This window comes from Lentzea aerocolonigenes, assembly GCF_000974445.1.
GTDB classification, from domain to species: domain Bacteria; phylum Actinomycetota; class Actinomycetes; order Mycobacteriales; family Pseudonocardiaceae; genus Lentzea; species Lentzea aerocolonigenes.
Map to the genome: position 1 here is coordinate 61636 of NZ_BBOJ01000036.1, position 23869 is coordinate 85504.

Below are 23869 nucleotides of genomic sequence, written 5' to 3' on the forward strand. Positions count from 1 at the left end.
TTCAGCGCGGCGTGCTCGGCGTCTTCCACGGAATGCCGACCACGTCCTGAGCCTTCGGCACCGGCAGGAACACCGCGAACGTCGCCGGGCGGGCCGTCGACAGCTCCAGCCGCCCGCCGTCCGCGTCGACCAGCGCCCGTGCGAGCGCCAGCCCCACCCCCGTCGAGCCGCCACCGGAGACACCGCGCTCGAAGATGTGCGCCGCGAGCTCGTCGGGCACGCCTGAACCGCCGTCGCTCACCTCTACGACGACCGTGCCCTCCTCGCTGCGCGCCGAGAGCACCACAGAGCCCTCGCCGTGGCGCAGGGCGTTGTCCAGCAGCACACCGATGGCCTCGCGCAGGCGCGCGGGCGTGACGCGGGCGAGCAGGCCGTCCGGGACGCGGACGCGCAGCGCCCTGCCCTGGCTCTTCACCTGCTCGCGCCACTCCTCGGCGATGGCGTTCAGCGCCGGCCGCAGCTCGACCGGTTCGGCACCGACAGCCCGGGCCGCGCGGGCGGCGGCGAGCAGCTCGTCCAGCACCGCGGCCAGGCGTTCGGCCTGTTCGAGGGCCGCGCGGGCTTCGGCCGCGGTGTCCGGTTCCGGGTGTTCGGCCAGGGCTTCGAGACGCAGTTGCAGCGCGGTCAGGCGGCTGCGCAGCTGGTGGGAGACGTCGCCGACGAGCTCCCGTTCGCGTTGGACGAGCCGGGCCAGCGCCGTCGCCGAGGTGTCGAGCGCCTCGGAGACCGCGTCCAGTTCCTCGATGTGGTAGCGCTGGTCGTCGGCGCGGAAGTCGCCTGCGCCCAGGCGGGACGCACGGGCCGCCACGTGGACCAGCGGACGGGCAAGCGTTTGCGCGGTCACCAGCGCCACGACCGTGCCGGTGCCCACGGACAGCGCGAGCAGGAGTAGGACGAGGCCCGCCACCTGGGCCTGGTTGGTGCGCATCGTGCCGGACGGGATCTCCAGCCGCACGGTGCCCTGCTGCGCGATCGGCAGTTCTGCGCTGAGCGGATCGTCTCCGGGTGAGGGACCGGTGACGGTGGTGGCGCCACCGAAGGTCACGGTGAGGCGGCCGTCGGTCGGAATGGCGAACTTGACGGCCTCGATGTCGATGCTCTGCCTGTTGGCGAGCTGGTCGTCGAGGGCCGTCGCGATGCGCTGCGCGCTTTCGGTGAGGGCGCCGCGGGCGTTGTCCTCGACGAGCGTCAGCGCGGAGTAGCCGAGCGGGAGCCCGAGGACGATGCCCGTGACGGCGACGGCGAGCAGGATCGCCCGCAGGATCCGGCGGCGCATCAGTCTGCGTTGAAGCGGAAACCGCGGCCGCGCACGGTCGCGATGCGGCGCTCGGCCGAGTTGGGCGTGCCGTCACAGAGCTTCCGGCGCAGCCACGACATGTGCATGTCGAGCGTCTTGCTGCCCTTGAGGTCCGGGTCGTTCCACACCTCGGAGAGGATCTCGTCGCGGCTCACGACCTGCCCCGCGCGCTGGATCAGCACCTTGAGCAGCTCGAACTCCTTGTTCGCGAGCTGGATCTCACCGCCGTCGACCGTGACGCGACGGGCGGCCAGGTCGACGCGCACACCGTTGACCTCCAGCGTTCCGGGTGCGCGGCGGCGCAGCAGGGCCCGGATGCGGGCCATCAGCTCGGCGAGGCGGAACGGCTTGGCGACGTAGTCGTCCGCGCCCGCGTCGAGCCCGACCACGAAGTCGACCTCGTCCGCACGGGCCGTGAGCATCAGCACGGGTATGCCCCTGCCGTTCTGACGGAGTCTGCGGCACACCTCCAGCCCGTCCATGCCGGGCAGTCCGAGATCCAGCACCAGCAGGTCGATGCCCCCGGCGATGGCGGCTTCGAACGCACTCGGCCCGTCCCCCACGACCTGCACTGAATAACCCTCCCGCGTCAACGCGCGGGAGAGAGGTTCCGCGATGGCCGGATCGTCCTCGGCCAACAAGACCACGCTCACGGCCACAGCGTATTCGTGGAACGATCGCCGCGTGTCACGCCACGATGCTGATCTCGAACTCGCCCTCCGCCTCGCCGACGCCGCCGACGCGATCACCGCGACCCGCTTCCGCGCCCACGACCTCGCCGTCGAGCGCAAGCCGGACCGCACGCCCGTCACCGATGCCGACGTCGCGGTCGAGGACGCGGTCCGGGCCGTGCTGGCGACCGAACGCCCCGACGACGTCGTGATGGGTGAGGAACGCGGCGGCACCCTCGAGGCCTCCCGCGTCTGGGTGCTCGACCCGATCGACGGCACCAAGAACTTCCTGCGCGGCGTGCCGATCTGGGCGTCGCTGATCGCCCTGGTCGTGGACGGCACGCCGGTCGTCGGCGTCGTGTCGGCACCCGCGCTGGGCCGCCGCTGGTGGGCCGCGGCGGGTGGCGGCGCGTTCATGTCGGACGCTTCCGGCGAGCGCGCGATCTCCGTCTCCGGCGTGCGCTCTCTCGAGGACGCGTACATGTCGACGACGGACATCAAGACGTGGGTGGAGTACCACTCACGTGAGGCATATCTGCGGCTGGTGGACGCGACCTGGGAAAGCCGCGCGTTCGGCGACTTCTACCAGCACTGCCTGGTCGCCGAGGGTGCGATCGACCTGGCACCCGAGTGCATCGTGAACCCGTGGGACGTCGCCCCGTTCCAAGTGCTCGTGACCGAGGCAGGTGGCCGTTTCACCTCACTGGACGGTGAGGAGCGCTACGACGGCGGCAACGTGCTGACGTCGAACGGCCACCTGCACGAGGCCGCGCTCAAGCTGTTGGCACGGTGAGGGATCCGCGCGCGACCTGAGCCCAGGCGAGACGGCCGAAGAGGTAGTGGCACGCCACGCTCTCGTCGTCGAACCGGGCCCAGTCGTAGCGGTTCCCCTGCTCCTGCCAGAACACCTCGTGACCCGTCTCGTCGGTGAGGAGGCACCAGCGCCCCTCCGCCTCCTCACCGATGCTGACGACGTCGTCCGGCACGCCGATCCTGGTCAGCCACTCGGGCAGCGACTCGACGTTCATGCGGTGATCTCCGTGAGGTAGCCGAGCGCGACGAGGTCCGCGACGGGGTAGGTGGTGCGGTAGCGGGCCCCGCCACCGGGCTGGCCGAACCAGGGCGCGCTGATCGTGCGGTGGACGGGCAGGTCCTTCGTGACGCGGTACCTGCGGTAGCCCTCCTCGGCCGCGCCCGGAGGCAGCGACCGTTCCTTGAAGGGCGTGCCCGCGGTGCTCAGCACGCGTCCCTCGGTCGTGCCGAACCTGTCGAGCTCGGCGCCGGCCTTCAGGACCTCCGGCTGGCTGTCCTCGTAGCCGCCCTCGCGTTCGACCGGCCAGCGCGGCGTGCCGTCCTCGTTCTGGAAGAGGCTCTCCCAGTCGCGTTCGTGCATGCCGGCGAGCGGGTCGTAGTCCTTCAACAGCTCCTGCACGACCGGGTGGTCCTTGCCGAGACCGTCGGTCTCCTCCGCCGCCTGCGGGGAGGAGACGTCGACCAGGTCCGCCTGCGGGTGGTCGTTCGGAGCGAAGGTCGGCACCTGCTGCTCCGGCTCCTGCGGGGGCGGGGGCAGCTGGCGTGCGGGCTTCGGGGCGAGGCGGGGTGCCTGGCCCGTGGACAGGAAGATGGCCATGAACCAACTCCCGGCCGCGACCGCCGTGTAGGCGTGCCGGGCGATGTCGCCGACGAGGCCGGGGTCGGCGAGGGCGTGGGCCTGGTCGCGGTTGCTGTCGAGGCGGTCGGTGAGGGAGCCGGAGGTGTGGTGGCCGCCGAGGTCGACGGACGCCAGCGGAGCGCCGAGGCCCCCACCAGGCTGTGGTGCACCGGGTGCGGTGCCGAGATCCGCGCCCGGCCGCGGTGCGGCGCCGAGGTCCACCCCGGCCGTCGGAGCAGCCGGAGCGGCGATGGTGTCGCCAACCTTCTGACCGCCGGGAGCGGCGGCCTCGATCGCGCCGTCGCCGAGTTCCGCGTCCTTGAGCAACGCGTCCTTCGCGGCGTCCTTGGCGAGCGCGTCCTTGCCACCAGCCGGGGCCTGCCCGGACGTCTGGCTTCCGGACTGTCCCTGGCTCGGCCCCTGGCTGCCGGGCTGGCTCTGGCCGGAGACCTGGCTACCGGCCTGAACGCCCGCGGCCTGACCCGCGCCGAGCCCTCCGGTCTTGGACGCCATCGCCTGCGCACCGGCCCTGGCCTCGCCGGCCTTGGCCTCCGCCGCCTTCGCGTCCACGGCCTTCGCGTCCACAGCCCTGGCCTCCGCGGCCTTGGCGTCACCGGCCTTGGCCGCCTGCTGTCCCTGCTGGGCAGCCTGAGCGGCCTGAGCGGACTGGGCCGCCGCCTGCGCACCACCCTGCTGGCCCACCACCGCACCGACCTGACCGGCCGCCGCGGGAGCCGCCGACGCGACACCACCCACGGCAGCGCCGACCGCGCCTCCCACCGGACCACCGACCGGGCCGCCGCCACCGAGCGGGCTGCCCATCGCCGGACCAGGCTGCGCCGCGGGTGCGGCGGGCGTCGCGCCCTGCGGAACGGCGGCTGCGGGCTGACCGTGCATCTCGCCGCCGCGGATCAACGGCTGGTCGAGCACCGCGGCCGAAGCCTGCGTCGTGCCCTCGGCGACCGGGCCGAGGGTGCCCTGAACGCTCGGGATCGCCTCCGGCACCGCCTGCGTCACGTGGCCGACGGCCTGACCGATGGCCTGGCCCGTGTCGGCCACCAGGCCGGGGAGCACGCCCTTGTTCTCGCCGCGACCGACGGGAGGACCTTCGCCGCGGCCGGCATCCCCCGTGTTGCCGTCCACCAGGCCGGGGAGCAGCCCGTTGCTCGGACCTTCCGCGCGGGAGGAACCGTTGCCGTCCACCAGGCCGGGAAGCAGTCCCTTGCCCTGGCCCTCGCCGCGACCACCGCCGTCGCCTGTCCCGTTGCCATCCACGACCTCGAGCGCCGGCTGCACCACGGCGGCGGCGGGCGCGGTCGCGGGAGCTGCGGCGTTCAGCACCGGCGCCGCGACGTCGTTCACCGCCCCGACGACAGGCGCCGTCACGGCACCCACCGGAGCGGTCACCGCACCGGTGACAGGAGCGGCGGTGTCGACGACACCCCCGACGACGTTCGTCACCGGGGACAACAGCCCTCCGCCACCGCCGGGACCGTGCGCGCCGGGCGCGGTGTTGACGGGCTGCGAGCCGTGGCTCATGTCCACGCCGCTGTCCAGCCGGATGGCCGAGGACAGCGTGTTGTGCAGGTTCGCGACGTTGGCCGCGGTGCCCTTCGTCAACGTGTCGAGCCCCAGCAACGCGTTGGGGTTGCCGGCCTGCGCCGAAGCGGTGGCGGCGTCGTTGTTCTTGGCGAGCGTCACGAGCTCGCGCACGATCTCGACCTTGGCGGCACCGACCTGCGCAGCCGCGTGATCGAGCCGGTCGGCGGCGGCGTGACAACCGCGCGCCGCCCGCTGCAGATCACCGTCGGGCGCCACGACCTTCGCCCACCGTCCGCGCGCGGCGTCACCGGCGGCCCCGCTCAGCCCTTCCAACGCCCGCCCGGCAGCCCCGTCGGACGAGGTGCCCAGCGTCTTGATCTTGTTCCCGGCCTCCCGCCACGCGGCGGCACTGGAACGCATGGCGTCCTCGTCGGCCTTGGGCCACGAAACCCCGGCCTTGGCAGCGACCTCGGTGAGTTCGACGGGAAGCTCGATGCCCATGTCAGCCGTCCAACCTTCTCATCGCGGTCGAGTTGCTCTCCTCGACGTGCCGGTACGTCTCAGCAGTGGCGGCGAGCTTGTCGCCCACGTCCCCCAACGTGGTCGCGAGCCCGGCCAACGCCCCAGCCGTGTCCCCGGAAGGCTTCTCGTGCGAAGCGGCGAAACTCCGCCCCACGGCGTCATCCCCCCAGCAGGCCCCGAACCCGGCCAACGCCCGATCGAGCGCCCCGGCGATCTCCGTGGCCTGCCCGGCGAACCCCTTCAACTCACGAGCCCCGGCGTCCAAGCGCTCGAGGTCGGCGTTGTACCCGGTCATCGCACCCTCCTGTTGATGAGCTCGGAGTCGAGCCAGCTCTCCCGTTGCTCGTTGTCCTCGTCATCATCAACACGACGACGAACAGGCTGCCGTCCCAGATCCACGGTCTCGGTGTCGTCCACCGCGTACTCGGCAGGCCGCAGGTCGGCAGTCCCGGCGACCAGCGCCGCGGGATCAGTCGCCGCGGGCAACACCGCGCTCAACGTCTGATACGTGCCCTCGGCGGCAGAAGCGGCGGCCGCCCCCACCGTCCGCACGATCAACTCGGCCAGCTGCTCAGGCCGATGCCGCCGATAAGCCAGCTCGGAGAGCTCCAACGACAGCAGCTTTCCTCCGGTCCCGACGGTCGCGGTGACCATCCCATCAGGACTGGAGGCCCGCCCGGAGACCGCAGCGAGCTCCCGCTGAACAGACGCCAGCTGCTCACGACTGCGCCGGTAGTCGGCCAGCAGCTCCTCGACCTGCGCACGGTGGTCGTCCACCGAGTCCCCCTCACACACGCATAGCCCTGGGCTCGGGCTCTTGGACGCCGTCGCCCTTAGATCGGTTCCCAGCGGTTTCAGTTACGTAGGATCGACGACGTGATCGCCTTCGAGGATCTACCCGCAGGCCGAATCATCCCGCTGGGCGACGTAATCGTCGACCGGGACGACATGATCGACTTTGCGAAGAAGTTCGACCCGCAGCCCTTCCACCTGGACGAGGAAGCGGCCAGAACCAGCATTTTCGGCAGTTTGTCCGCCTCGGGCTGGTACACGGCCTCCCTCTGGATGCGCCGCTGGGTGGACGAAGTCCTCTCCGACTCCACCTCCCAGGGCTCCCCTGGCGGCCGGGAACTGTCCTGGCTGGCCCCGGTGTACCCCGGCGACAAGCTGACCTTCGCGGCGGAGGTGCTGAGCGCCCGCCTGTCGAAGAGCCGCCCGGCCCTGGGCTTGGTGGAATTCGCAGGAACGGCCCACCGAGGCGACCAGCTGGTCTACAGGTTCATCGCGACGGGGATGTTCACAGCGCGCGGCTGACGAGCGCCCGTCGCGTTCCGCGTCGTTCGACCAGTTCGAAGCCCGCGTCGAGGAACATCGCCAGCCGCCCGTGGTAGAGCTCGCCGGCCTGCAGCTTCCTGCCCTCGGTGTCGATCGGATATCCCTCGACCGACTCCGCACCCGCCTTCGCCGCGTACTCGACCGCAGCATCGAGGAGCACCGAGGTCACTCCCTGCCGCCGCACGTCCCGCCGAACGTAGAAGCACGTCACGGACCACACACCCGAGATGTCACCGGAAACAGGTGCGGTGATCTTCGACCGCCCCAACCGCGAGTAGGACGCCCGAGGCGCGACGGCGACCCACCCGACGGCCTGCCCGGAGTCGTCCACCGCCAGCAACCCGATCGGCGTCCCCAGCCGAGCCCGCAGAACAGCCCGGTTGTCGCCGCGATCCATCTCGGCGTTGGTCTGCATGAACCAGGTGCAGAAACACCAGGAAACGGTCTTGCTCGTCGCGAAGAGCGACTCGGCCAACGGCCAGGTCGACTCCTCCAGCGCGACGACCTTCACTTCGACAACGCCCGGACCACACGAGAAGGACTGGGCCGCCCCAGCTGTTCAGCCATCCACACCGAACAAGCGACCAGCTCGTCCAGATCGACCCCGGTCTCGATCCCCAGCCCGTCCAGCATCCAGACGAGATCCTCGGTGGCCAGGTTCCCGGTGGCCGACTCCGCGTACGGACAGCCGCCGAGCCCGCCGGCCGAGGAGTCCACAGTCGTGACGCCACAACGCAAAGCGGCCAACGTGTTGGACAACGCCTGCCCGTAGGTGTCGTGGAAGTGCACAGCCAACCGGGAAACGTCCCGGAACCCTTCCAGCAACGACTCGACCTGACCGGGCGTGGCAACCCCGATCGTGTCCCCCAGGGACAACTGCGAGCAGCCCATCTCCAGCAGCCGCTCCCCCACGGCCACGACCTGCGACCGGGCGACCGGACCCTCCCACGGGTCCCCGAAACACATCGACACGTACCCGCGCACGTCCAGCCCGGCGTCCAACGCACGGGCGACGGTCGGCGCGAACATCTCGAACTGCGAGTCCAGCGTCCGGTTCAGGTTGCGCGAAGCGAAGGTCTCCGTGGCGGAAGCGAAGATCGCGATGTGCGTGACCCCGGCCTCCAGCGCACGATCCAGGCCACGCTCGTTGGGCACCAGCACGGGGTAGACGACACCAGGCCGAGCGTCCAAACCGGACAACAGCTCGGCGGCGTCGGCCAGCTGCGGCACCCACTTGGGGTGCACGAAGGACGTTGCCTCCAAAACGGACAGTCCGGCATCGGCCAGTCGCGCCAGGAACTCCAGCTTCACCGACACCGGCACGACGACCGACTCGTTCTGCAGCCCGTCCCGCGCGCCGACCTCCCAGATGGTCACCCTCGACGGGAGCGTTCCGGACGGGACGACGTCGGGCAGGCCGGCCTCACGCGCGCCCATCGAGCGTCCTCGGGTGGAAGTCGTCGTCGGGGTTGTCGTTGACCTCTCGGTACAACATCGTGTGCACCTTCTCCACGGACGGGATGTCGTCGAACTCGAGCGGCTCGTCCGAGGCCGACTCGATGATCAGCGTGCCGCAGCCGAGCACGCGGTCCATCAGACTGTGCTCGAAGCGGACGCTGTTCACACGAGCCAAAGGGATGTCGAGTCCTGTGCGCTTGAACACGCCCTCGCGGTACATCACGCGGTCCGAGGTGATGATGAAGTGCGTCGTGCGCCAGCGCACCACCGGTGCGATCGTCAGCCACAGGATCAGCACGACGCCGATCACGGCCAGGGCGATCCACGCGATGGAGGCCCACGACTGGTCCACGACGAGGCCGGCCAGGTAGGTGCCGAGCGCGACCACCACCAGCAGCCAGAACACCGGGAAGATCAGCATCTTCCAGTGGGGGTGCTTGTGGATCACGACGTGCTCGCCTGAGCTCAGCAGGTCGTCGGGATAGGCCATGGGCCAACCCTAATCACGCCGGGCGCAAATGCACCACGTCACCAGCGGACACGCCGTGGTTCTGGCCGTCGTCGCCGCGGACGACCAGCGTGCCGTCCGGTTCGACGCGCTGCGCCACGCCGAGGATCTCCAGGCCGCCGGACAGCTCGACCCGCACGCGCTGACCGATGGTCGACGAGTGCTCGACGTACTCCTCCAGCACACCCGACTCGACCGCGTCGCCACCGTTCTTGCGCCACACGCCCTCCAGCTGCGCCAGCTCGACGAGCAGCCGGAACGCGAGCTCGCCGCGATCCAGTTCGGCGGCGCCCAGGTCTTCGAGGGAGGTCGGCGCGAGGCCACCGGGCGCGGGTTCGACGTCCGCGGGCAGCTTGGCCACGTTCAGGCCGATGCCCACGACGACCGAGCCGTCGGCGGTGATCTCGGACAGGATCCCGGCGCCCTTCCCCGCGCCGGCACCGAGCAGCAGGTCGTTCGGCCACTTCAGCGAGGCCTCGACACCAACCGATCGGGCGACACGCACCAACGCGAGCCCGGCGATCAGGTTCAGCCACGGCAGCTGCGCGGCGGGCACTCCGGCGGGCCGGAACAGCACACTGCAGTACAGCCCGCCCTCGGGTGACGCCCAGGTGCGGCCGCGACGGCCCTGCCCCGCGGTCTGCTCCAGCGCGATCAGCACGGTGCGGTCCGCCCCGCCGGTGGAAGCGAGGTCGGCGTTCGTGGACGCGGTCTTCGCCACGACGTCGAGCGCGGCGTACGGGCCGTTGGGTGCGACGAGCCGCGAACGCAGCTCTTCAGCGTCGAGTGCGGAGGTCATCGCGCCAGGCTATTGGAACGGAAGAGAGTACGTGCGATCAGAGATGTCGAACAGGTTGCCGTGACCTGGACAACTGCACGGGGCAGTTCAGCAATGGTCTCGTTAGGCTGCGAGCCCATGAGCAGTGCGACCGAGCCGATTGGACACGTCCCCGGCGACGCCTCAGGCGCGCCCGACGGCCACACCACCGCGGGCAAGCTCGTTGACCTCTACCGGCGCAACGACGAGGCGGTTCACGCCGGGTCGGCGCGCGCGGTCGAAAAGCAGCACGCGAAGGGCAAGAAGACCGCCCGCGAGCGCATCGACCTCCTGCTCGACCCCGGTTCGTTCGTCGAGCTGGACGAGCTGGCGCGGCACCGCTCCACCAACTTCGGCCAGGAGCGCAACCGGCCTTACGGCGACGGCGTGGTGACCGGCTACGGCACCGTCGACGGCCGTCCGGTCTGCGTGTTCTCCCAGGACGTGACGGTCTTCGGCGGCTCGCTCGGCGAGGTCTACGGCGAGAAGATCGTCAAGATCATGGACCTGGCGATCAAGACCGGACGCCCGATCGTCGGCATCAACGAGGGCGGCGGCGCGCGCATCCAGGAGGGCGTCGTCTCGCTCGGCCTCTACGGCGAGATCTTCACCCGCAACGTCCGCGCGTCCGGCGTGATCCCGCAGATCTCGCTGATCATGGGCTCCAACGCCGGCGGGCACGTCTACTCGCCCGCACTGACGGACTTCGTGGTGATGGTCGACCAGACCTCGCACATGTTCATCACCGGCCCGGACGTCATCAAGACGGTCACCGGTGAGGACGTGACGTTCGAGGAGCTCGGCGGCGGTCGCACGCACAACACCAAGTCCGGCAACGCGCACTACCTCGGCAGCGACGAGGAAGACGCGATCGCATACGTCAAAGAGCTGCTCTCGTACCTGCCGTCGAACAACCTCTCCGACTCGCCCACGTTCGAGGGCACGCTGGCGGAGGGGTCGATCTCCGACTCGATCACCGACGAGGACCGAGAGCTCGACACGCTCATCCCGGACTCCGCGAACCAGCCGTACGACATGCACGAGGTCATCAACCGCGTGCTCGACGACGGCGACTTCCTGGAGGTCCAGCCGCTGTTCGCGCCGAACATCCTCGTCGGCTTCGGCCGCGTGGACGGCCACAGCGTCGGCGTCGTCGCGAACCAGCCCACGCAGTTCGCGGGCTGCCTCGACATCGACGCCTCCGAGAAGGCCGCGCGGTTCGTGCGCACCTGCGACGCGTTCAACATCCCGGTGCTGACGTTCGTCGACGTGCCCGGCTTCCTGCCCGGCACCGACCAGGAGTGGAACGGCATCATCCGCCGCGGCGCCAAGCTGATCTACGCCTACGCCGAGGCCACCGTCCCGCTGGTCACCGTCATCACGCGCAAGGCGTACGGCGGCGCGTACGACGTCATGGGCTCCAAGCACCTCGGCGCGGACATCAACCTGGCGTGGCCGACCGCGCAGATCGCCGTCATGGGCGCTTCGGGTGCCGCGAACATCGTGCACCGCAAGACTCTCGCGGCCGCCGCTTCGAACGGCGACGACGTCGACGCGTTGCGCGCGCAGTTGCAGCAGGAGTACGAGGACACGCTGTGCAACCCGTACGTCGCCGCTGAGCGCGGGTACGTGGACTCGGTGATCCCGCCGTCGTACACCCGCGGTTACGTGGCGCGGGCGCTGTCGATGCTGCGGGACAAGCGCGAGACGCTGCCGCCCAAGAAGCACGGGAACATCCCGCTGTGACCGCGCCTCAGGAAAGGCCACTGCTCCGGGTAGTCAAAGGCGACCCGGACGACCACCAACTGGCGGCACTGACCGCGGTCATCGCCGGGCTGGCCGCGGCCGTCCCGGTCGAGGACAAGCCCGCGCAACGCTCGGAATGGGCGAACCCGGCTCGCCGCGTTCGCCGCCCCTTGCAACACGGCCCCGGCGCCTGGCGCGCCTCCGGCCTCCCCGGCTGACTTCAGGTAACGCGGGGGCCTTTCGTTTCCTTCTGGGTTACGCGGGGCTCCCGCGTAACCCTCAGGAGCAGGGGACTCGGCGGCTGTTGACGTCGAGTCCCACCACGAGCTCCCGGCAGCGGGTCTCGCCGTCCACCTGGAGCTTCAAGGTGAAGAACTCGCTGCCGTACGCGTCGGTCCTCTTCAGCACCTGCACGCGGTCGTGGTTGACCGGCAGTTTGTCGCGCACCGCGGTGACGACCTGGGTCAGCAGCGCGTTCTCCGCGCGGTCGGCGGTGTCGGCGAACGGCCAGACGGGCACTCCGTAGCCGATCGGGTCGCTCGCGAGCACGGTTCCAACGCCCCACGATCCAATGAGGCCGCCGAGCACGACGAGCAGGGCCGCGATCCGTCTGCGCTTGCCTTCGCGATCGGAACCGCGTTCGGTGAGGACAAGCACCCAGCGCTTCACTCTGTCGAGAGTGCCGACGGAAGAGGTGGTCGCGCATCAGTAGTCCTACGCAATCGGCTGACCGGGCCAGCTGGCGCGCGGTCGCCGCCCTCTGCGTCGGCTTCTTCATGACGTTGCTCGACCTGACGATCGTGCACGTCGCGATGCCCTCGATGCAGAGGGGCCTGAACGCGTCGCTCAACGACGTGATGTGGGTCAACAGCGCCTATCTGCTCGCGTTCGCCGTGCCGTTGCTGCTGACCGGCAGGCTCGGCGACAGGTTCGGGCCGAAGCGCCTCTACCTGGCCGGGCTCGTGCTGTTCACGCTCGCGTCGCTGGCCTGCGGGCTCTCGGGCGACGCCGAGACGCTCATCGCCGCGCGGGTCGTGCAGGGCGTGGGCGCCGCGGCCATGACGCCGCAGACGATGGCGTTCATCACGCACCTGTTCCCCGCGGACCGGCGTGGTGCGCCGCTGGGCATCTGGGGCTCGGTGGCCGGGCTCGCGACGGTGTCCGGGCCGTTGCTCGGCGGCGTGCTGGTGACGCACCTGGGCTGGCAGTGGATCTTCTTCGTCAACATCCCGGTGGGCGTGGTGGCGTTGACGTTGCTGCTGCTGTGGGTGCCGGACCTGCAGACGGGCCGGGCACACCGGTTCGACTTCCTCGGGGTCGTGCTGTGCTGCGCCGGGCTCGGGCTGGTCGTGTTCGGCATCCAGAACGGCGAGCACTTCGGCTGGGGCCGGGTCGTGGGACCGATCCAGATCGGGCACGTCATCACGGCAGGGGTGCTGGTGCTCGCGCTGTTCGTGGTGTGGCAGGCGAGCAGGCGCAACCCGGAGCCGCTGCTGCCGTTGCGGATCTTCCGCAACCGCAACTTCTCGCTCGGCAACATCGCGAACGTCACCATCGGGTTCACGGTGACCGGGCTCTTCGTGCCGCTGGTGCTGTTCCTGCAGACGGTCCCGAAGCTGACGCCGCTGACGGCCGGCCTGATCACGGCACCGGCCTCGCTGATGTCCGGGCTGGTCGCGATCTTCGCGGGACGGCTCTCGAACCGGGCGAACGCCAAGTACCTGCCGATCACCGGATTCCTCCTCCTCGGGCTCGCCATCGGCGCGATGACGTTCCTCCTGCACGACGGGCCGCAGTGGACGTTGTTGCCGTGTCTGCTCGTGGCAGGTACCGGCATGGGGCTCGTGTACGCGCCGTTGACGAACATCTCGACGAAGACGCTGGACGGGTCGTTGATGGGCGCGGGCGCCGGCATCTACAACACCTCGCGTCAGTTCGGGAACGTGCTCGGCAGCGCGGCGACGGCGGCGGTGTTGCAGGTCGTGCTCGCGAGCTCCGGCGACTTCACCGCGGCCACGAGGGCCGCGATGATCACGCTGCTGGGCGCGCTGGTGATCGGACTGGTCGCGGCGTTCTCGTTCCGGCCGGGCGTGCAACACTCCGCTGGTGCGTCTGATCCTCGCCTCCCAGTCTCCCGCCCGTCTTAGCGTCCTGCGGTCCGCGGGCGTCGAGCCCGTCGTCCGGGTCTCCGGTGTCGACGAGGACGCGCTGGTCGCGTCGCTGCAGAACCCGACGCCAGAGGAGACCGTCGTCGCGCTGTCCGCGGCGAAGGCGGAGGCGATCGAGCACGACGACGAGTGCGTGGTCGTCGGCTGCGACTCGATGCTGCTGTTCGAGGGCGAGCTCGTGGGCAAGCCCGGCACGGCCGAGGTCGCGCGGGAGCGGTGGCGGCGGGTCGCGGGCAAGAGCGGCGTGCTGATCACCGGGCACACCGTGCTGCGGGTCTCCGGTGGCGAGGTGGTCGACCGCGCCTCCGCGGCCGAGTCGACGACCGTGCGGTTCGGCACGCCGTCGGACGAGGAGCTGGAGGCGTACATCGCGACGGGTGAGCCACTTCACGTCGCGGGCGGCTTCACGATCGACGGGCTCGGCGGCTGGTTCATCGACGGCATCGACGGCGACCACACGTCCGTCATCGGCATCAGCCTGCCGCTCACCCGAAGGCTGCTCGGCCAGGTGGGTGTTTCCGCGTCCACACTCTGGTAGCGCTGGTCACACTTGGCTTGATCAGGGAAGACTGCCCTCAGCACACGCGTTGGGGGCAGTGCGATGAACGAGTATTTGACGCGCCGCAGGCACATCGACCACGGCCGCAGGACGAGCACGGGCTGTCGGAGCTGACCGCTCCCGGCCCAGTTCACTCATCCCTGCAAACGGAGATGTCCCAGTGTCGTTCGTCCAGACTTACCGCAAGCCCAAGGTCTTCGGCCTGACCGTGCTCGGCGCGCTCGTCCTCGGCGCGCTCGCCGGCTGGCTCGGCAAGGGCACGTGGCTCGCGCCCGTCCTCGCCAAGATCGGCTCCACCTTCACGGCGCTGCTGCAGCTCACCGTGATCCCCCTCGTGTTCACCGCGATCGTCGTCGGCATCGCGTCGCTGCGGAACCTCGGCGGCGGCCGCACCGCCGCCCGGCTCGGCGGCAAGACGTTCCTGTGGTTCGCCATCACGTCGTTCATCGCGGTGCTGATCGGCCTCGCCGTCGCCGCGATCGTCAAGCCCGGCGCCGGTCTGCAGATCGAGCCCGCCGCGGGCGCGGTCGACAAGCTGGCCAAGCGCGCGTCCGGTTCGTGGCAGGCGTTGCTCGACAACCTGGTGCCCACCAACATCTTCAGCGCCTTCACCGAGGGCGAGGTGCTGCAGGTCGTGTTCATCGCGGTGCTCGTCGGCTTCGCGGCCTACGCGCTCGGCGAGAAGGCCGCGCCGTTCACGAACCTGGTCCGCTCGTTCTTCGACATCGTGCAGAAGGTCGTCGGCTGGATCATCCTGCTGGCGCCGATCGGCATCTTCGGCCTCATCGGCAACGCCGTGGCGTCCTACGGCAACTCGTTCGTGCGGCCGCTGTTCTCGTTGATCCTCGCGGTGTACGTCGGCACGCTGCTGGTGCTGTTCGTCGTGTACCCGATCCTGCTGAAGTTCGTCGGCAAGACCTCGCCGCTCGAGTTCTTCCGCAAGGCGGGCACGGCCATCCAGTTCGCCTTCGTGTCGCGTTCGTCGGGCGCCACGCTTCCGTTGTCCCGCAAGGCCGCGACGGACCTCGGCGTCTCGCAGGAGTACGCGAACTTCGCCGTGCCGCTGGGCACCACGACCAAGATGGACGGCTGCGCCGCGGTCTACCCGGCCGTCGCGACGATCTTCATCGCGAACCTCTTCGGCATCCAGCTGTCGGTGTGGCAGTACGTCGGCATCGTGGTCGTCGCCGTGTTCGGTGCGCTGGCCACCGCCGGAACCACCGGCTGGTACACGATGCTCACGCTGACCCTGAGCGTCGTCGGCCTGCCGCCGCAGGTGATCGCGACCGGTGTGGCCGTGGTCTACGCGATCGACCCGATCCTGGACATGATCCGCACCGCGACCAACGTGGCCGGCCAGATCACCGTGCCGGTGCTGGTGGCACGCAGCGAGAACCTGATCGAGGAGCCGGTTCCGGCCGAGAAGGATCTCGTCAACGCCTAGTTCGTCGCGCAGGGGCGCAGCTGGGACATCTTCGGCACAGGGGCGGGCCAGCCAGGGAGCTGGTTCCGCTCCTGTGCCGCCGCCGTACAACCCAGATCCGGCCCGATCGCCGAGAACACCTGCACGAACGCGTTCCTGCACTTGCCGTCGCACGCGAGCTGCGCGGCGACGATGTCCGCCGTGCCGTCCTCGTTGACGTCGTGCAGCCCGATGTACCCCGCGCTCGCCAGGTAGGCCGCCTGCACGCGCGACCACGTGCCGTCCTTGCGGACCAGCACCTCGCCGAGCACCTCGCCGTCGCGGTCCCCGCGCACCAGGCACACGCTGACCGGCGCCTCGGTGCACTCCAGCGAGTCGCCGGTCACCGTCGCGCCGGACTCGGCGATGGTCATCTCGAAGATGAACGGACCGGACGCGCCGGTCACCCTGATCCGCCCGCCGCCGGTTCCGGCGAGCAGCTCGACGAGGTCCTTGCCGACCGATTTGCCGATGACGACCTGGCAGACGGTGGTACCGCAGCGCATTCCACCGTCGGCTCCCGATTGCCCTGAATCGGTGTTGTTCGTGCGCTTGAAATACGCGAACACCAGCCCCGCGACGACGACCACGGCAGCGATGACGGCGACCACCTGCACAGACCTGGACCCACCCACGTCGCCGATTGTGGCGGATGGCCTCAGGACGGGGTGTGAAGTGAGCCGTCTCTCCCTCTCGGAGTTCACCGATTTCCGTAGACTGCGGCACCAGCCAGAGCCGTAATTACCGGTCCAGCAGGAGGTACGACGCCGTGTCGCTGCGCAAGGTCCTCATCGCCAACCGCGGTGAGATCGCCGTCCGGGTCATCCGCGCCTGCCGTGACGCCGGTCTGACGAGCGTCGCCGTCTACGCCGATCCCGACCGCGACGCGCCCTTCGTCCGGCTCGCCGACGAGGCGTTCGCCCTGGGCGGCAACACGCCCGGCGAGAGCTACCTGTCGTTCGAGAAGGTGCTGAACGCCGCCGCGCAGTCCGGTGCGGACTCCGTGCACCCCGGCTACGGCTTCCTGTCGGAGAACGCCGACTTCGCGCAGGCCGTGATCGACGCGGGCCTGATCTGGATCGGCCCGACCCCGCAGGCGATCCGCGACCTCGGTGACAAGGTGACCGCGCGGCACATCGCGATGCGCGCGGGCGCGCCGCTGGTGCCCGGTACCAAAGACCCGGTCTCCGGTCCCGACGAGATCATCGCGTTCGCCACCGAGCACGGGCTGCCCGTCGCGATCAAGGCCGCGTTCGGTGGCGGTGGCCGTGGCCTGAAGGTCGCGCGGACTCTGGAAGAGATCCCCGAACTGTTCGACTCCGCAGTGCGCGAGGCTGTCACGGCGTTCGGCCGCGGCGAGTGCTTCGTCGAGCGCTACCTGGACAAGCCGCGGCACGTCGAGGCGCAGGTCCTCGCCGACCAGCACGGCAACGTGATCGTCGTCGGCACGCGCGACTGCTCGTTGCAGCGCCGCCACCAGAAGCTGGTCGAGGAGGCCCCCGCCCCGTTCCTCACCGACGAGCAGCGCGCCACGATCCACTCGTCCGCCAAGGCCATCTGCCTGGAGGCGGGCTACCACGGCGCCGGCACCGTCGAGTACCTCGTCGGCCTGGACGGGTCGATCTCGTTCCTGGAGGTCAACACCCGTCTGCAGGTCGAACACCCGGTGTCGGAGGAGACCACGGGCATCGACCTGGTGCGCGAGCAGTTCCGCATCGCGGCCGGCGAGAAGCTCAAGCACCTCGAAGACCCGACGCCGCGCGCGCACTCCATCGAGTTCCGCATCAACGGCGAAGACGCCGGCCGCGGCTTCCTGCCCGCACCGGGCACGGTGACGTCGTTCGTGGCGCCGTCCGGTCCGGGCGTGCGCGTCGACGCCGGTGTCGAGTCGGGTTCGGTGATCGGCGGGCAGTTCGACTCGTTGCTGGCCAAGCTGATCGTGACCGGCGAGAACCGCGAGGAGGCCCTCGCCCGCGCCCGTCGCGCGCTGGACGAGATGGTCGTGGAGGGCATGGCGACCGTCCTGCCGTTCCACCGCGTGATCGTGCGGGACGCGGCGTTCACGGCCGAGAAGCCCGAGGGCTTCACCGTCCACACGCGGTGGATCGAGACCGAGTTCGACAACCAGATCGCGCCGTTCTCCGGAACGGCTGAGGCCTCCGAGGACGAGACGCCGCGCCAGACCGTGGTGGTCGAGGTGGGCGGACGTCGTCTCGAGGTGTCGCTGCCGGGTGATCTGGCTGTTGGTGGCGGACGTCCCGCCGCAGCTGTGAAGAAGCCCAAGGCGAAGCGCGCGGGTGGTGGTTCCGCCGCCGTCTCGGGTGACGCGGTGGCGGCGCCGATGCAGGGCACGATCGTGAAGGTGGCCGTCGAGGACGGGCAGACCGTCGAGGCGGGCGACCTGATCGTGGTGCTGGAGGCCATGAAGATGGAGAACCCGGTGACCGCGCACAAGGCGGGCACGGTGACGGGTCTGGCGGCGGCTCCCGGTGACCCGATCACGCAGGGCACCGTGATCTGCGAGCTGAAGGACTGACAGCGGCGAATCCTCGGGCCGGGTCGCTCACCTACGATTGAGTGCGTGAGCGACCCGTCCAGGGACATCCGCGTCGGTGACACCGAGCGCCAGCAGGCGTTGCAGGTGCTCGGCGAGCACATGAGCGCGGGCCGCATCGACATCGACGAGTACGGCGAGCGGTCCGCGAAGATCACCACTGCCAAGACCCGCGGCGACCTGATGGCGTTGTTCTACGACCTGCCTGATCCCCGGCCGCAGTTCGCCACGCCCGTCGCGATGTACCCCGAGCCGTCGAACGCGCCCGCGCGGCGGTGGGAGGGTGCGGTCGTGCCGGCCGTGGGTGTGGCCGTGGTGATCGCGTTCTTCGTGCTGGTGAGGAACCCGTTGATCTTCCTGCTCATCCCCGCCGTGGCGATCCTGTGGGGACAGTGGAACGGACGCCGGCGCTGAAACCGTTGCTGTTGCTGGATCTCGACGGTGTCGTGCGGTCCTTCCCGCCGATTCCGCCAGAGGTCGCCGAGGCCGCCTTCGAACCCTCGCTGCTGCGCCGTGCCGTCACGGGTGAGATCACCGACGAGCAGTGGCGGGAGCAGGTGGGGCTCGCGGCCACGTCCGGTGAGGTGATTCCCGAGGCGCTGGCGCTGGTGCGGGCGGCGAAGGAACAGTGCTTCGTCGCCCTGCTGACCAACGCCACCACCCGGCTCGAAGCCGACCTGGCGCTGCTCGGGCTCGACGTGGAGTTCGACGCGGTCTTCAGCTCGGCGCGGCTCGGTGTGGCCAAGCCCGACCACGCGATCTTCCAGCGGGTGCTCGACGAACTCGGGTACGAGACCGCGGTGTTCTGCGACGACACCGAAGAGAACGCCGAAGCCGCGTGTGAGGTGGGACTCGACGGCGTGCACGTGCCCGACACGGCGGCGCTGCGGACGGCATTGGCGGTGCGCGGGCTGATCTCCCCGACCGTGCTGCTGATCCTGCCCGACCGCGACGAGGCCGAGGAGCTGGCGGCGGAGTTGCTGGAGGCCGGCTGGGGGCCGTGCGCGGTGCACCGGGACATGCTGGCGGGTGAGGACGACGCCGAGGACGTGGACTGGGTGATCGAGCTGACCACGGCGCCGGACGGGCTGCCGGCGTCGGCGCACCGGTCGCGGCTCGACGACCTCGCCGAACAGCACGACGGCTTCACCGGAGACCACTGAACCGCGGCAACGGCCGGACCTCGTTCACCCCGGCCGGTTAGCCTCTGGCCCGTGGAGCCAGTCGAGATCAACGCGGGCGAGTACTACCTGCGCGCCTTCCGCAACGACGACCGCGTCAACGACGTCCCCGCGATCGTCGAGGCGTACGCCGACGCGGACACCCGTCGCGACCTCGAGCTGATGGGGATCGACGGGCCGGAGCTGTTCGTCCCGTTCATGATCGACGGCTGGGCGCACGACGACCGCTGGTCGTGGGCGGTGTGCGACGCCACGACGGCCGAGATGCTGGCCGGGATCGTCATCCGCGACGTCGACCACGAGCTCAGGACGGCCGAGGTGACCTGCTGGGCCCAGCCGGGGCACCGCGACGGGGACGTGCTGCCTGCCGCGCTGAACTCCGTGCTGGGCTGGGTGTACGGCGCGATGGAGATGCACCGGATCACCTACCGGCACGCCGTGTCGGACAAGGCCTCGCAGCGGGTCGCGGAGAAGTGCGGGTTCACCCTGGAGGGTCGTCTTCGCGAGGAGACGATCGTCGACGACCAGCGCGAGGACGTGCTGCTGTGGTCGCGGCCGGCGACGGACCCCCAGCCCGAACAGCTACGGTGACCTTCCATGCGGACCACGGCTCTCCTCGTCGTCGCGGTGACGCTGGCCGGATGCACGGCCGCGCCTGAGACGAGTTCGTTGACCACCCCGCCGCCACCGCCGCCGACGACACCGTCGGTCTCCCGGATGGACTTCCCTCCCCGGCCGCGCGCCCTGCCGCTCGACGACGTGGACCCGTGCGCGGTGCTGACCGCCGACCAGCGCACGTCGCTGAGCCTGGACAACCCGCCCAGCGCGTACCTCGAACCGAGCTTCGGCAACGCGAAGGCGTGCACGATCCGCGGCACGAAGAGCGGCAACGTGGCGAGGCTCGCCCTGGTGCTGGTCTCCGGCGCCGACGTGTGGCTCTCGGAGAACGCCCAGGTGGATTACACGGTGAGCACGATCGAGGGCTTCCCGGCGATTACCGTCCGCACACCCGACGTGCACGACGTCTGCAACGTGGAGATCGACGTGGCCGAGGGTCAGTTCCTCGACGTCATGTTCCGCGACGGAGGGAATTCCACTGCGGTGCAACAAGATCATCTTTGCCTCGGGGCCCAGCGGGTGGCAGAGGCGGCGATGGCCAGTTTGCTCCAGAAGCGCTGACCCACACGGGCGGATGTCACTGATCCCACTCCCCAGCGTTACGTTCGGTGGTTAGAGTGGCCAAGCGCTTGTACGCACAACCGCCGGAGGTTTCACCATGCCGCCAGGGGGACGCAGCGGGGCAGACTCCTCGCCGCCCGTCCAGCATGAGCTGAACGTGGAGCCAGAGGCGATTCCGGCGTTGCGCAACACCTTCTCCGCCGCGCTGACCAAGCTCGACAAGCAGATCGAGATGGCGGTCACCGAGTTCCGCGTCCGGCCGTGGGCGGGTGACCCGGTCAGCCAGGAAGCCGCCGAGAAGTTCAACGACCGGTCGATCGCGGACGGCGACTCGGCGCTCCAGGCGCTGCTGAACTACCAGCGCCAGCTCAAGACCGCGATGGACAACCTCAACCAGATCGAGCGCCAGTACAACGTGGTCGAGGGCGACAACACCGGCATGATGAACAAGAGCGGGTGCTGACCATGGTCGATCACCGCTGGCAGGGCTACAGCCACAAGGAGCTCTACGACCGCATCCACGCAGGTCCGGGTGCCTCCGCGTCGTTCGCGTCGATGGAGCGCTGGGCGGGCGTGTCGGCCGCGTTGACCGAGATCAACGACGACCTGCACCAGGGCATCACGCTGTCCGGCGCGAAGTGGAGCGGCAGGGCCGCCGACATGGCGCAGGCAGGCCTGAACCCGATCGCCGCCTGGGCGGACAGCGCGCGCGTCGGCTCGGACGTCATGCGCTACTCGGCCGAACTGCAGGCGAACCACATCTCGAAGGCCCGCGCGGACATGCCGGCCCCGGTCGTGGTGAGCGCGGAGCAGCCGGGCGCCCTGGTCACGGGCATCACGCACCTCTTCGGCGGCCAGACCGACCACGAGAAGCAGGAGGCGGCCCAGGACGCGGCCGAGCGCCGCGCCCGTGAGGTCATGTCCACCTACGCGTCGTCCACGACCGCGAACACCTCGACCCTCGGCCAGTTCAGCCAGCCGCCGCAGCTGCAGATCAGCGGCACCGGCGTCACGCACGGCGGCGGTGCCAACATCGGCACGGCCGGCGTCTGGGCGTACGGCCCCCACGGCACGACGGGCGGCGTCACGGGCGGCCGCACCGGCACCGGAACCCGCACCACGGCCGTCACCCCGCCTCGCGGCACGACGGCGCCTCCCGGTTCGTCCACGCGCCCCTCCGGCACGTCGCCCGCGCCCGCCGCCTCGTCGAAGGGCACCTCGACCCACCTGTCGACGGCGGGCACCGCAGGTCCCGGCGGCACCGGCACCGCGGGTGTCGGCGGCGTCCCCGGTCAGCGCTCCGGCCGTTCGGGCTCCTCCTCCGAGAAGAAGCAGATGGAGGAAGGCGCGACCGCGGCGTCCGGCGCGGCCATGGGCACGGTGATGAACAACGGCCACGCCGCGGGTGTGGCGAACGCCGCGAACAGCGCCATGGGCCCGATGGGCACGCTCGGTGCGTCGAACAGCAACGACCAGGTGCACCGCAGGGCCGTGCCGATGCCGCAGTCGTTCGACCCCTTCGGCGGCATGGGTCCGCGCAAGGGCGAGGACGAGGAGGACCTGGAGCACAAGGCCGCCGACTACCTGCGCGAACGCGACGACATCTACGGGGTCGGCAGCTACACGTTGCCCGTGATCGGGGAGAGCACGACCGACTGATGACTCTGTTCGGCTTGGACGTCGGGATGAGCGACACGCGCGACCCGGTGATCATCTCCACGCTGGAGTTCGACGTTCTCTGGGAGCACCTGGGCCTGGAGACGATGCCGCTGGTGCTGAAGGTGCCGTCGCCGGGAAAGACCCGCGAGGAGCGCCGGAGCATCGAGGACCAGGTCTGGCGCCAGCTGGGCGCGCGCGGACTCGGTGGCCCGCGTGCCCTGGACCCGACGCTGGAAGACCTGCTGCACGTGCTGAACCGCCCGCAGCAGGAGATCGACGCCCGCATGTGGCTCAACGATCGCAGCGTGCGCGTGCTCGCCGCAGGCAAGGGCCAGGCGGGCGTCCTGGCCGTCCTGGACGGCGGTCAGCTGATCCTGCGCCCCGCCGAAGCCGACGGCCTGCCGCGCGAGGCCCTGACCACGCTTCCCGCGGCTCCGGCGGGTGAGGGCCACTCGATCACCCTGCCGTCGGCGGACCTGGACGCAGCGGCCACCTCAGCGTCCACTCCGGAGGAGCTGGAGGAAGCCCTGCGCGGCCGGGTGCGCGCCGACGACGCCCACACGCTCGCCGAGATGGTCCGCGACGCGTCGAACCGCGGCCAGTTCGGCGCTGCGGCCCGCGACAAGTGGGGCAAGCGGGTGCGGCCGGACCGGGTGGTCGCGTTCTACGACACGCCGAAGGGCCGCTACCTGCAGATGCGGCGCGCGGTGGACGGACAGCCGCCGTGGTCGACGATCACGCCGGTGGACTACCGGCGCCTGCACCACCACCTGGTGGAGCTGCTGGCCGAGGCCGCCGGCTCCTAGCACTTTTGGCGCGAAAAGCACGTTCGGGCCGATAGATGGGGCGGTTTCCAGGGATCGTTGCAACGCGACTGGTCAACTGGCTTGTGTGAGCAGTGTAGTGACGCGCTCGGCTGGGGTGTCCCAGCCGAGCGTTTTGCGTGGGCGGCGGTTGAGTTGTGCGGCGACGGCGTTGAGGTGTTCGGCGGTGTGGACGGACAGGTCGGTGCCTTTGGGGAAGTACTGGCGCAGCAGGCCGTTGGTGTTTTCGTTGCTGCCGCGTTGCCAGGGGCTGCGGGGGTCGCAGAAGTAGACGGGCATGCCGGTGGCGATGGTGAACTCGTGGTGCTGGGCCATCTCGGAGCCTTGATCCCAGGTCAGTGATTCACGCAGGCGTTCGGGCAGGGCTGTGATGGCGGTGATCAGCGCGTCGCGGACGTGTTCGGCGGTGCGGCCGTCGGGCAGGTGCAGCAGGACCACGAAGCGGGTGGCCCGTTCGACCAGGGTGCCGATGGCGGAGGCGTTGTCCTTGCCGATGATCAGGTCGCCTTCCCAGTGGCCGGGCACGGCCCGGTCCTCTGCCTCGGCGGGCCGGTCGCTGATCATCAGCATCGGCTCGTGGAAGCGGGGCTGGCGCTGGGCGGGGTCGCGCCGGGGTGTGCGGACCGTGCGGCCGGTGCGCAACGCGGACGCGACCTCGCGGCGGAGTTCGCCGCGGGCTTGCAGGTAGATGGCCTGGTAGATGGTTTCGTGGGTCACGTGCAGCTCCGGCTGATCG

The 23869-nt window shown here is 70.2% G+C and carries 28 protein-coding genes; 15 read left to right on the forward strand and 13 right to left on the reverse strand.

Annotated features, from left to right (window positions below; genetic code table 11):
• Position 1: 1 nt before the first annotated feature.
• Together AOM45_RS45700 and AOM45_RS45705 are read right to left on the reverse strand one after the other, a co-directional pair.
• On the reverse strand, positions 2-1276 hold the full coding sequence (locus AOM45_RS45700) for an ATP-binding protein (RefSeq protein WP_030473354.1): 1275 nt from the start codon (positions 1274-1276) through the stop codon (positions 2-4).
• On the reverse strand, positions 1276-1950 hold the full coding sequence (locus AOM45_RS45705) for a response regulator transcription factor (RefSeq protein WP_030473355.1): 675 nt from the start codon (positions 1948-1950) through the stop codon (positions 1276-1278). Before AOM45_RS45705 ends, AOM45_RS45700 begins: the two co-directional genes overlap by 1 nt.
• A 31-nt stretch (positions 1951-1981) precedes the next feature.
• On the opposite strand from AOM45_RS45705, the gene hisN reads away from it, so the two are divergent.
• Positions 1982-2761, forward strand: coding sequence for a histidinol-phosphatase (gene hisN / locus AOM45_RS45710; RefSeq protein ID WP_030473356.1), 780 nt, complete (start codon positions 1982-1984; stop codon positions 2759-2761).
• On the opposite strand, the gene AOM45_RS45715 is transcribed toward hisN, so the two are convergent.
• Genes AOM45_RS45715 through AOM45_RS45730 form a run of 4 tightly spaced genes read right to left on the reverse strand, consistent with a single transcriptional unit; the run spans position 2742 to position 6460 of the window.
• Positions 2742-2996, reverse strand: a complete 255-nt coding sequence (locus tag AOM45_RS45715) for a hypothetical protein (protein WP_030473357.1) — start codon at positions 2994-2996, stop codon at positions 2742-2744. The two genes, hisN and AOM45_RS45715, sit on opposite strands and share 20 nt — an antisense overlap.
• Complete coding sequence (locus AOM45_RS45720; protein WP_035913754.1) at positions 2993-5662, reverse strand: TNT domain-containing protein; 2670 nt, start codon at positions 5660-5662, stop codon at positions 2993-2995. Before AOM45_RS45720 ends, AOM45_RS45715 begins: the two co-directional genes overlap by 4 nt.
• Position 5663: 1 nt before the next feature.
• Positions 5664-5978, reverse strand: a complete 315-nt coding sequence (locus tag AOM45_RS45725) for a DUF2563 family protein (RefSeq protein WP_030473359.1) — start codon at positions 5976-5978, stop codon at positions 5664-5666.
• On the reverse strand, positions 5975-6460 hold the full coding sequence (locus tag AOM45_RS45730) for a YbaB/EbfC family nucleoid-associated protein (RefSeq protein WP_030473360.1): 486 nt from the start codon (positions 6458-6460) through the stop codon (positions 5975-5977). Before AOM45_RS45730 ends, AOM45_RS45725 begins: the two co-directional genes overlap by 4 nt.
• Positions 6461-6559: 99 nt before the next feature.
• Here AOM45_RS45730 and AOM45_RS45735 point away from each other — a divergent pair, with 99 nt between their 5' ends.
• Positions 6560-6997, forward strand: a complete 438-nt coding sequence (locus tag AOM45_RS45735; protein ID WP_236704075.1) for a MaoC family dehydratase — start codon at positions 6560-6562, stop codon at positions 6995-6997.
• Here AOM45_RS45735 and AOM45_RS45740 read toward each other — a convergent pair.
• Genes AOM45_RS45740 through AOM45_RS45755 form a run of 4 tightly spaced genes read right to left on the reverse strand, consistent with a single transcriptional unit; the run spans position 6981 to position 9783 of the window.
• Entirely contained in the window at positions 6981-7529 is a 549-nt protein-coding gene (locus AOM45_RS45740) for a GNAT family N-acetyltransferase (RefSeq protein WP_030473362.1), read from the reverse strand. The genes AOM45_RS45735 and AOM45_RS45740 overlap by 17 nt on opposite strands.
• Positions 7526-8455, reverse strand: coding sequence for a hydroxymethylglutaryl-CoA lyase (locus AOM45_RS45745; RefSeq protein ID WP_030473363.1), 930 nt, complete (start codon positions 8453-8455; stop codon positions 7526-7528). Before AOM45_RS45745 ends, AOM45_RS45740 begins: the two co-directional genes overlap by 4 nt.
• Entirely contained in the window at positions 8442-8966 is a 525-nt protein-coding gene (locus tag AOM45_RS45750; RefSeq protein ID WP_030473364.1) for a PH domain-containing protein, read from the reverse strand. Before AOM45_RS45750 ends, AOM45_RS45745 begins: the two co-directional genes overlap by 14 nt.
• Before the next feature lie 13 nt (positions 8967-8979).
• The gene (locus AOM45_RS45755; RefSeq protein WP_030473365.1) at positions 8980-9783 is read right to left on the reverse strand and encodes a biotin--[acetyl-CoA-carboxylase] ligase; all 804 of its coding nucleotides are present in this window, start codon (positions 9781-9783) and stop codon (positions 8980-8982) included.
• A 117-nt stretch (positions 9784-9900) separates the two neighbouring features.
• On the opposite strand from AOM45_RS45755, the gene AOM45_RS45760 reads away from it, so the two are divergent.
• Together AOM45_RS45760 and AOM45_RS50310 are read left to right on the forward strand one after the other, a co-directional pair.
• Entirely contained in the window at positions 9901-11547 is a 1647-nt protein-coding gene (locus tag AOM45_RS45760; protein WP_030473366.1) for an acyl-CoA carboxylase subunit beta, read from the forward strand.
• A complete protein-coding gene (locus tag AOM45_RS50310; RefSeq protein WP_081902763.1) occupies positions 11544-11765 on the forward strand; it encodes an acyl-CoA carboxylase subunit epsilon in 222 nt (73 codons plus the stop codon). The genes AOM45_RS45760 and AOM45_RS50310 overlap by 4 nt, the downstream gene beginning before the upstream one ends.
• A gap of 61 nt (positions 11766-11826) precedes the next feature.
• Here the strand turns inward: AOM45_RS50310 and AOM45_RS45765 are convergent, their stop codons facing one another.
• Positions 11827-12216: a hypothetical protein gene (locus AOM45_RS45765; RefSeq protein ID WP_030473367.1), complete on the reverse strand. Its 390-nt coding sequence runs from the start codon at positions 12214-12216 to the stop codon at positions 11827-11829.
• Positions 12217-12251: 35 nt separating this feature from the next.
• Between AOM45_RS45765 and AOM45_RS50315 the strand changes: the two genes are divergently transcribed.
• The 3 genes from AOM45_RS50315 (at position 12252) to AOM45_RS45780 (ending at position 15718) form a co-directional block, all read left to right on the forward strand.
• The gene (locus AOM45_RS50315; protein WP_269083681.1) at positions 12252-13694 is read left to right on the forward strand and encodes a DHA2 family efflux MFS transporter permease subunit; all 1443 of its coding nucleotides are present in this window, start codon (positions 12252-12254) and stop codon (positions 13692-13694) included.
• Entirely contained in the window at positions 13654-14253 is a 600-nt protein-coding gene (locus AOM45_RS45775; RefSeq protein WP_030473380.1) for a Maf family protein, read from the forward strand. Before AOM45_RS50315 ends, AOM45_RS45775 begins: the two co-directional genes overlap by 41 nt.
• A 181-nt stretch (positions 14254-14434) precedes the next feature.
• Positions 14435-15718, forward strand: coding sequence for a dicarboxylate/amino acid:cation symporter (locus AOM45_RS45780; RefSeq protein ID WP_030473369.1), 1284 nt, complete (start codon positions 14435-14437; stop codon positions 15716-15718).
• On the opposite strand, the gene AOM45_RS45785 is transcribed toward AOM45_RS45780, so the two are convergent.
• A complete protein-coding gene (locus tag AOM45_RS45785) occupies positions 15715-16371 on the reverse strand; it encodes a hypothetical protein (RefSeq protein ID WP_156094426.1) in 657 nt (218 codons plus the stop codon). The two genes, AOM45_RS45780 and AOM45_RS45785, sit on opposite strands and share 4 nt — an antisense overlap.
• 134 nt (positions 16372-16505) lie before the next feature.
• On the opposite strand from AOM45_RS45785, the gene AOM45_RS45790 reads away from it, so the two are divergent.
• The 8 genes from AOM45_RS45790 (at position 16506) to AOM45_RS45825 (ending at position 23115) form a co-directional block, all read left to right on the forward strand.
• Positions 16506-18272 (forward strand): acetyl/propionyl/methylcrotonyl-CoA carboxylase subunit alpha, encoded by a 1767-nt coding sequence (locus AOM45_RS45790; RefSeq protein ID WP_030473371.1) that lies wholly within the window; start codon positions 16506-16508, stop codon positions 18270-18272.
• A gap of 45 nt (positions 18273-18317) precedes the next feature.
• A complete protein-coding gene (locus tag AOM45_RS45795; RefSeq protein ID WP_035913758.1) occupies positions 18318-18704 on the forward strand; it encodes a DUF1707 SHOCT-like domain-containing protein in 387 nt (128 codons plus the stop codon).
• Positions 18683-19453, forward strand: a complete 771-nt coding sequence (locus tag AOM45_RS50320) for an HAD-IA family hydrolase (protein WP_162185770.1) — start codon at positions 18683-18685, stop codon at positions 19451-19453. The genes AOM45_RS45795 and AOM45_RS50320 overlap by 22 nt, the downstream gene beginning before the upstream one ends.
• 51 nt (positions 19454-19504) lie before the next feature.
• Positions 19505-20062 carry a GNAT family N-acetyltransferase gene (locus AOM45_RS45805; RefSeq protein WP_030473374.1) on the forward strand — a complete coding sequence of 186 codons (558 nt, stop codon included), beginning with the start codon at positions 19505-19507 and terminating at the stop codon, positions 20060-20062.
• Between the two features lie 6 nt (positions 20063-20068).
• Positions 20069-20650, forward strand: coding sequence for a DUF3558 domain-containing protein (locus tag AOM45_RS45810; protein WP_030473375.1), 582 nt, complete (start codon positions 20069-20071; stop codon positions 20648-20650).
• A gap of 97 nt (positions 20651-20747) precedes the next feature.
• Positions 20748-21113: a hypothetical protein gene (locus AOM45_RS45815; protein ID WP_030473376.1), complete on the forward strand. Its 366-nt coding sequence runs from the start codon at positions 20748-20750 to the stop codon at positions 21111-21113.
• Between the two features lie 2 nt (positions 21114-21115).
• Complete coding sequence (locus AOM45_RS45820) at positions 21116-22309, forward strand: PPE domain-containing protein (protein ID WP_063757198.1); 1194 nt, start codon at positions 21116-21118, stop codon at positions 22307-22309.
• The gene (locus AOM45_RS45825; RefSeq protein WP_030473378.1) at positions 22309-23115 is read left to right on the forward strand and encodes an ESX secretion-associated protein EspG; all 807 of its coding nucleotides are present in this window, start codon (positions 22309-22311) and stop codon (positions 23113-23115) included. The genes AOM45_RS45820 and AOM45_RS45825 overlap by 1 nt, the downstream gene beginning before the upstream one ends.
• Before the next feature lie 72 nt (positions 23116-23187).
• On the opposite strand, the gene AOM45_RS45830 is transcribed toward AOM45_RS45825, so the two are convergent.
• Positions 23188-23869, reverse strand: a 682-nt coding sequence (locus AOM45_RS45830) for an IS30 family transposase (RefSeq protein ID WP_156249778.1), incomplete at its 5' end; no start/stop codon positions are given.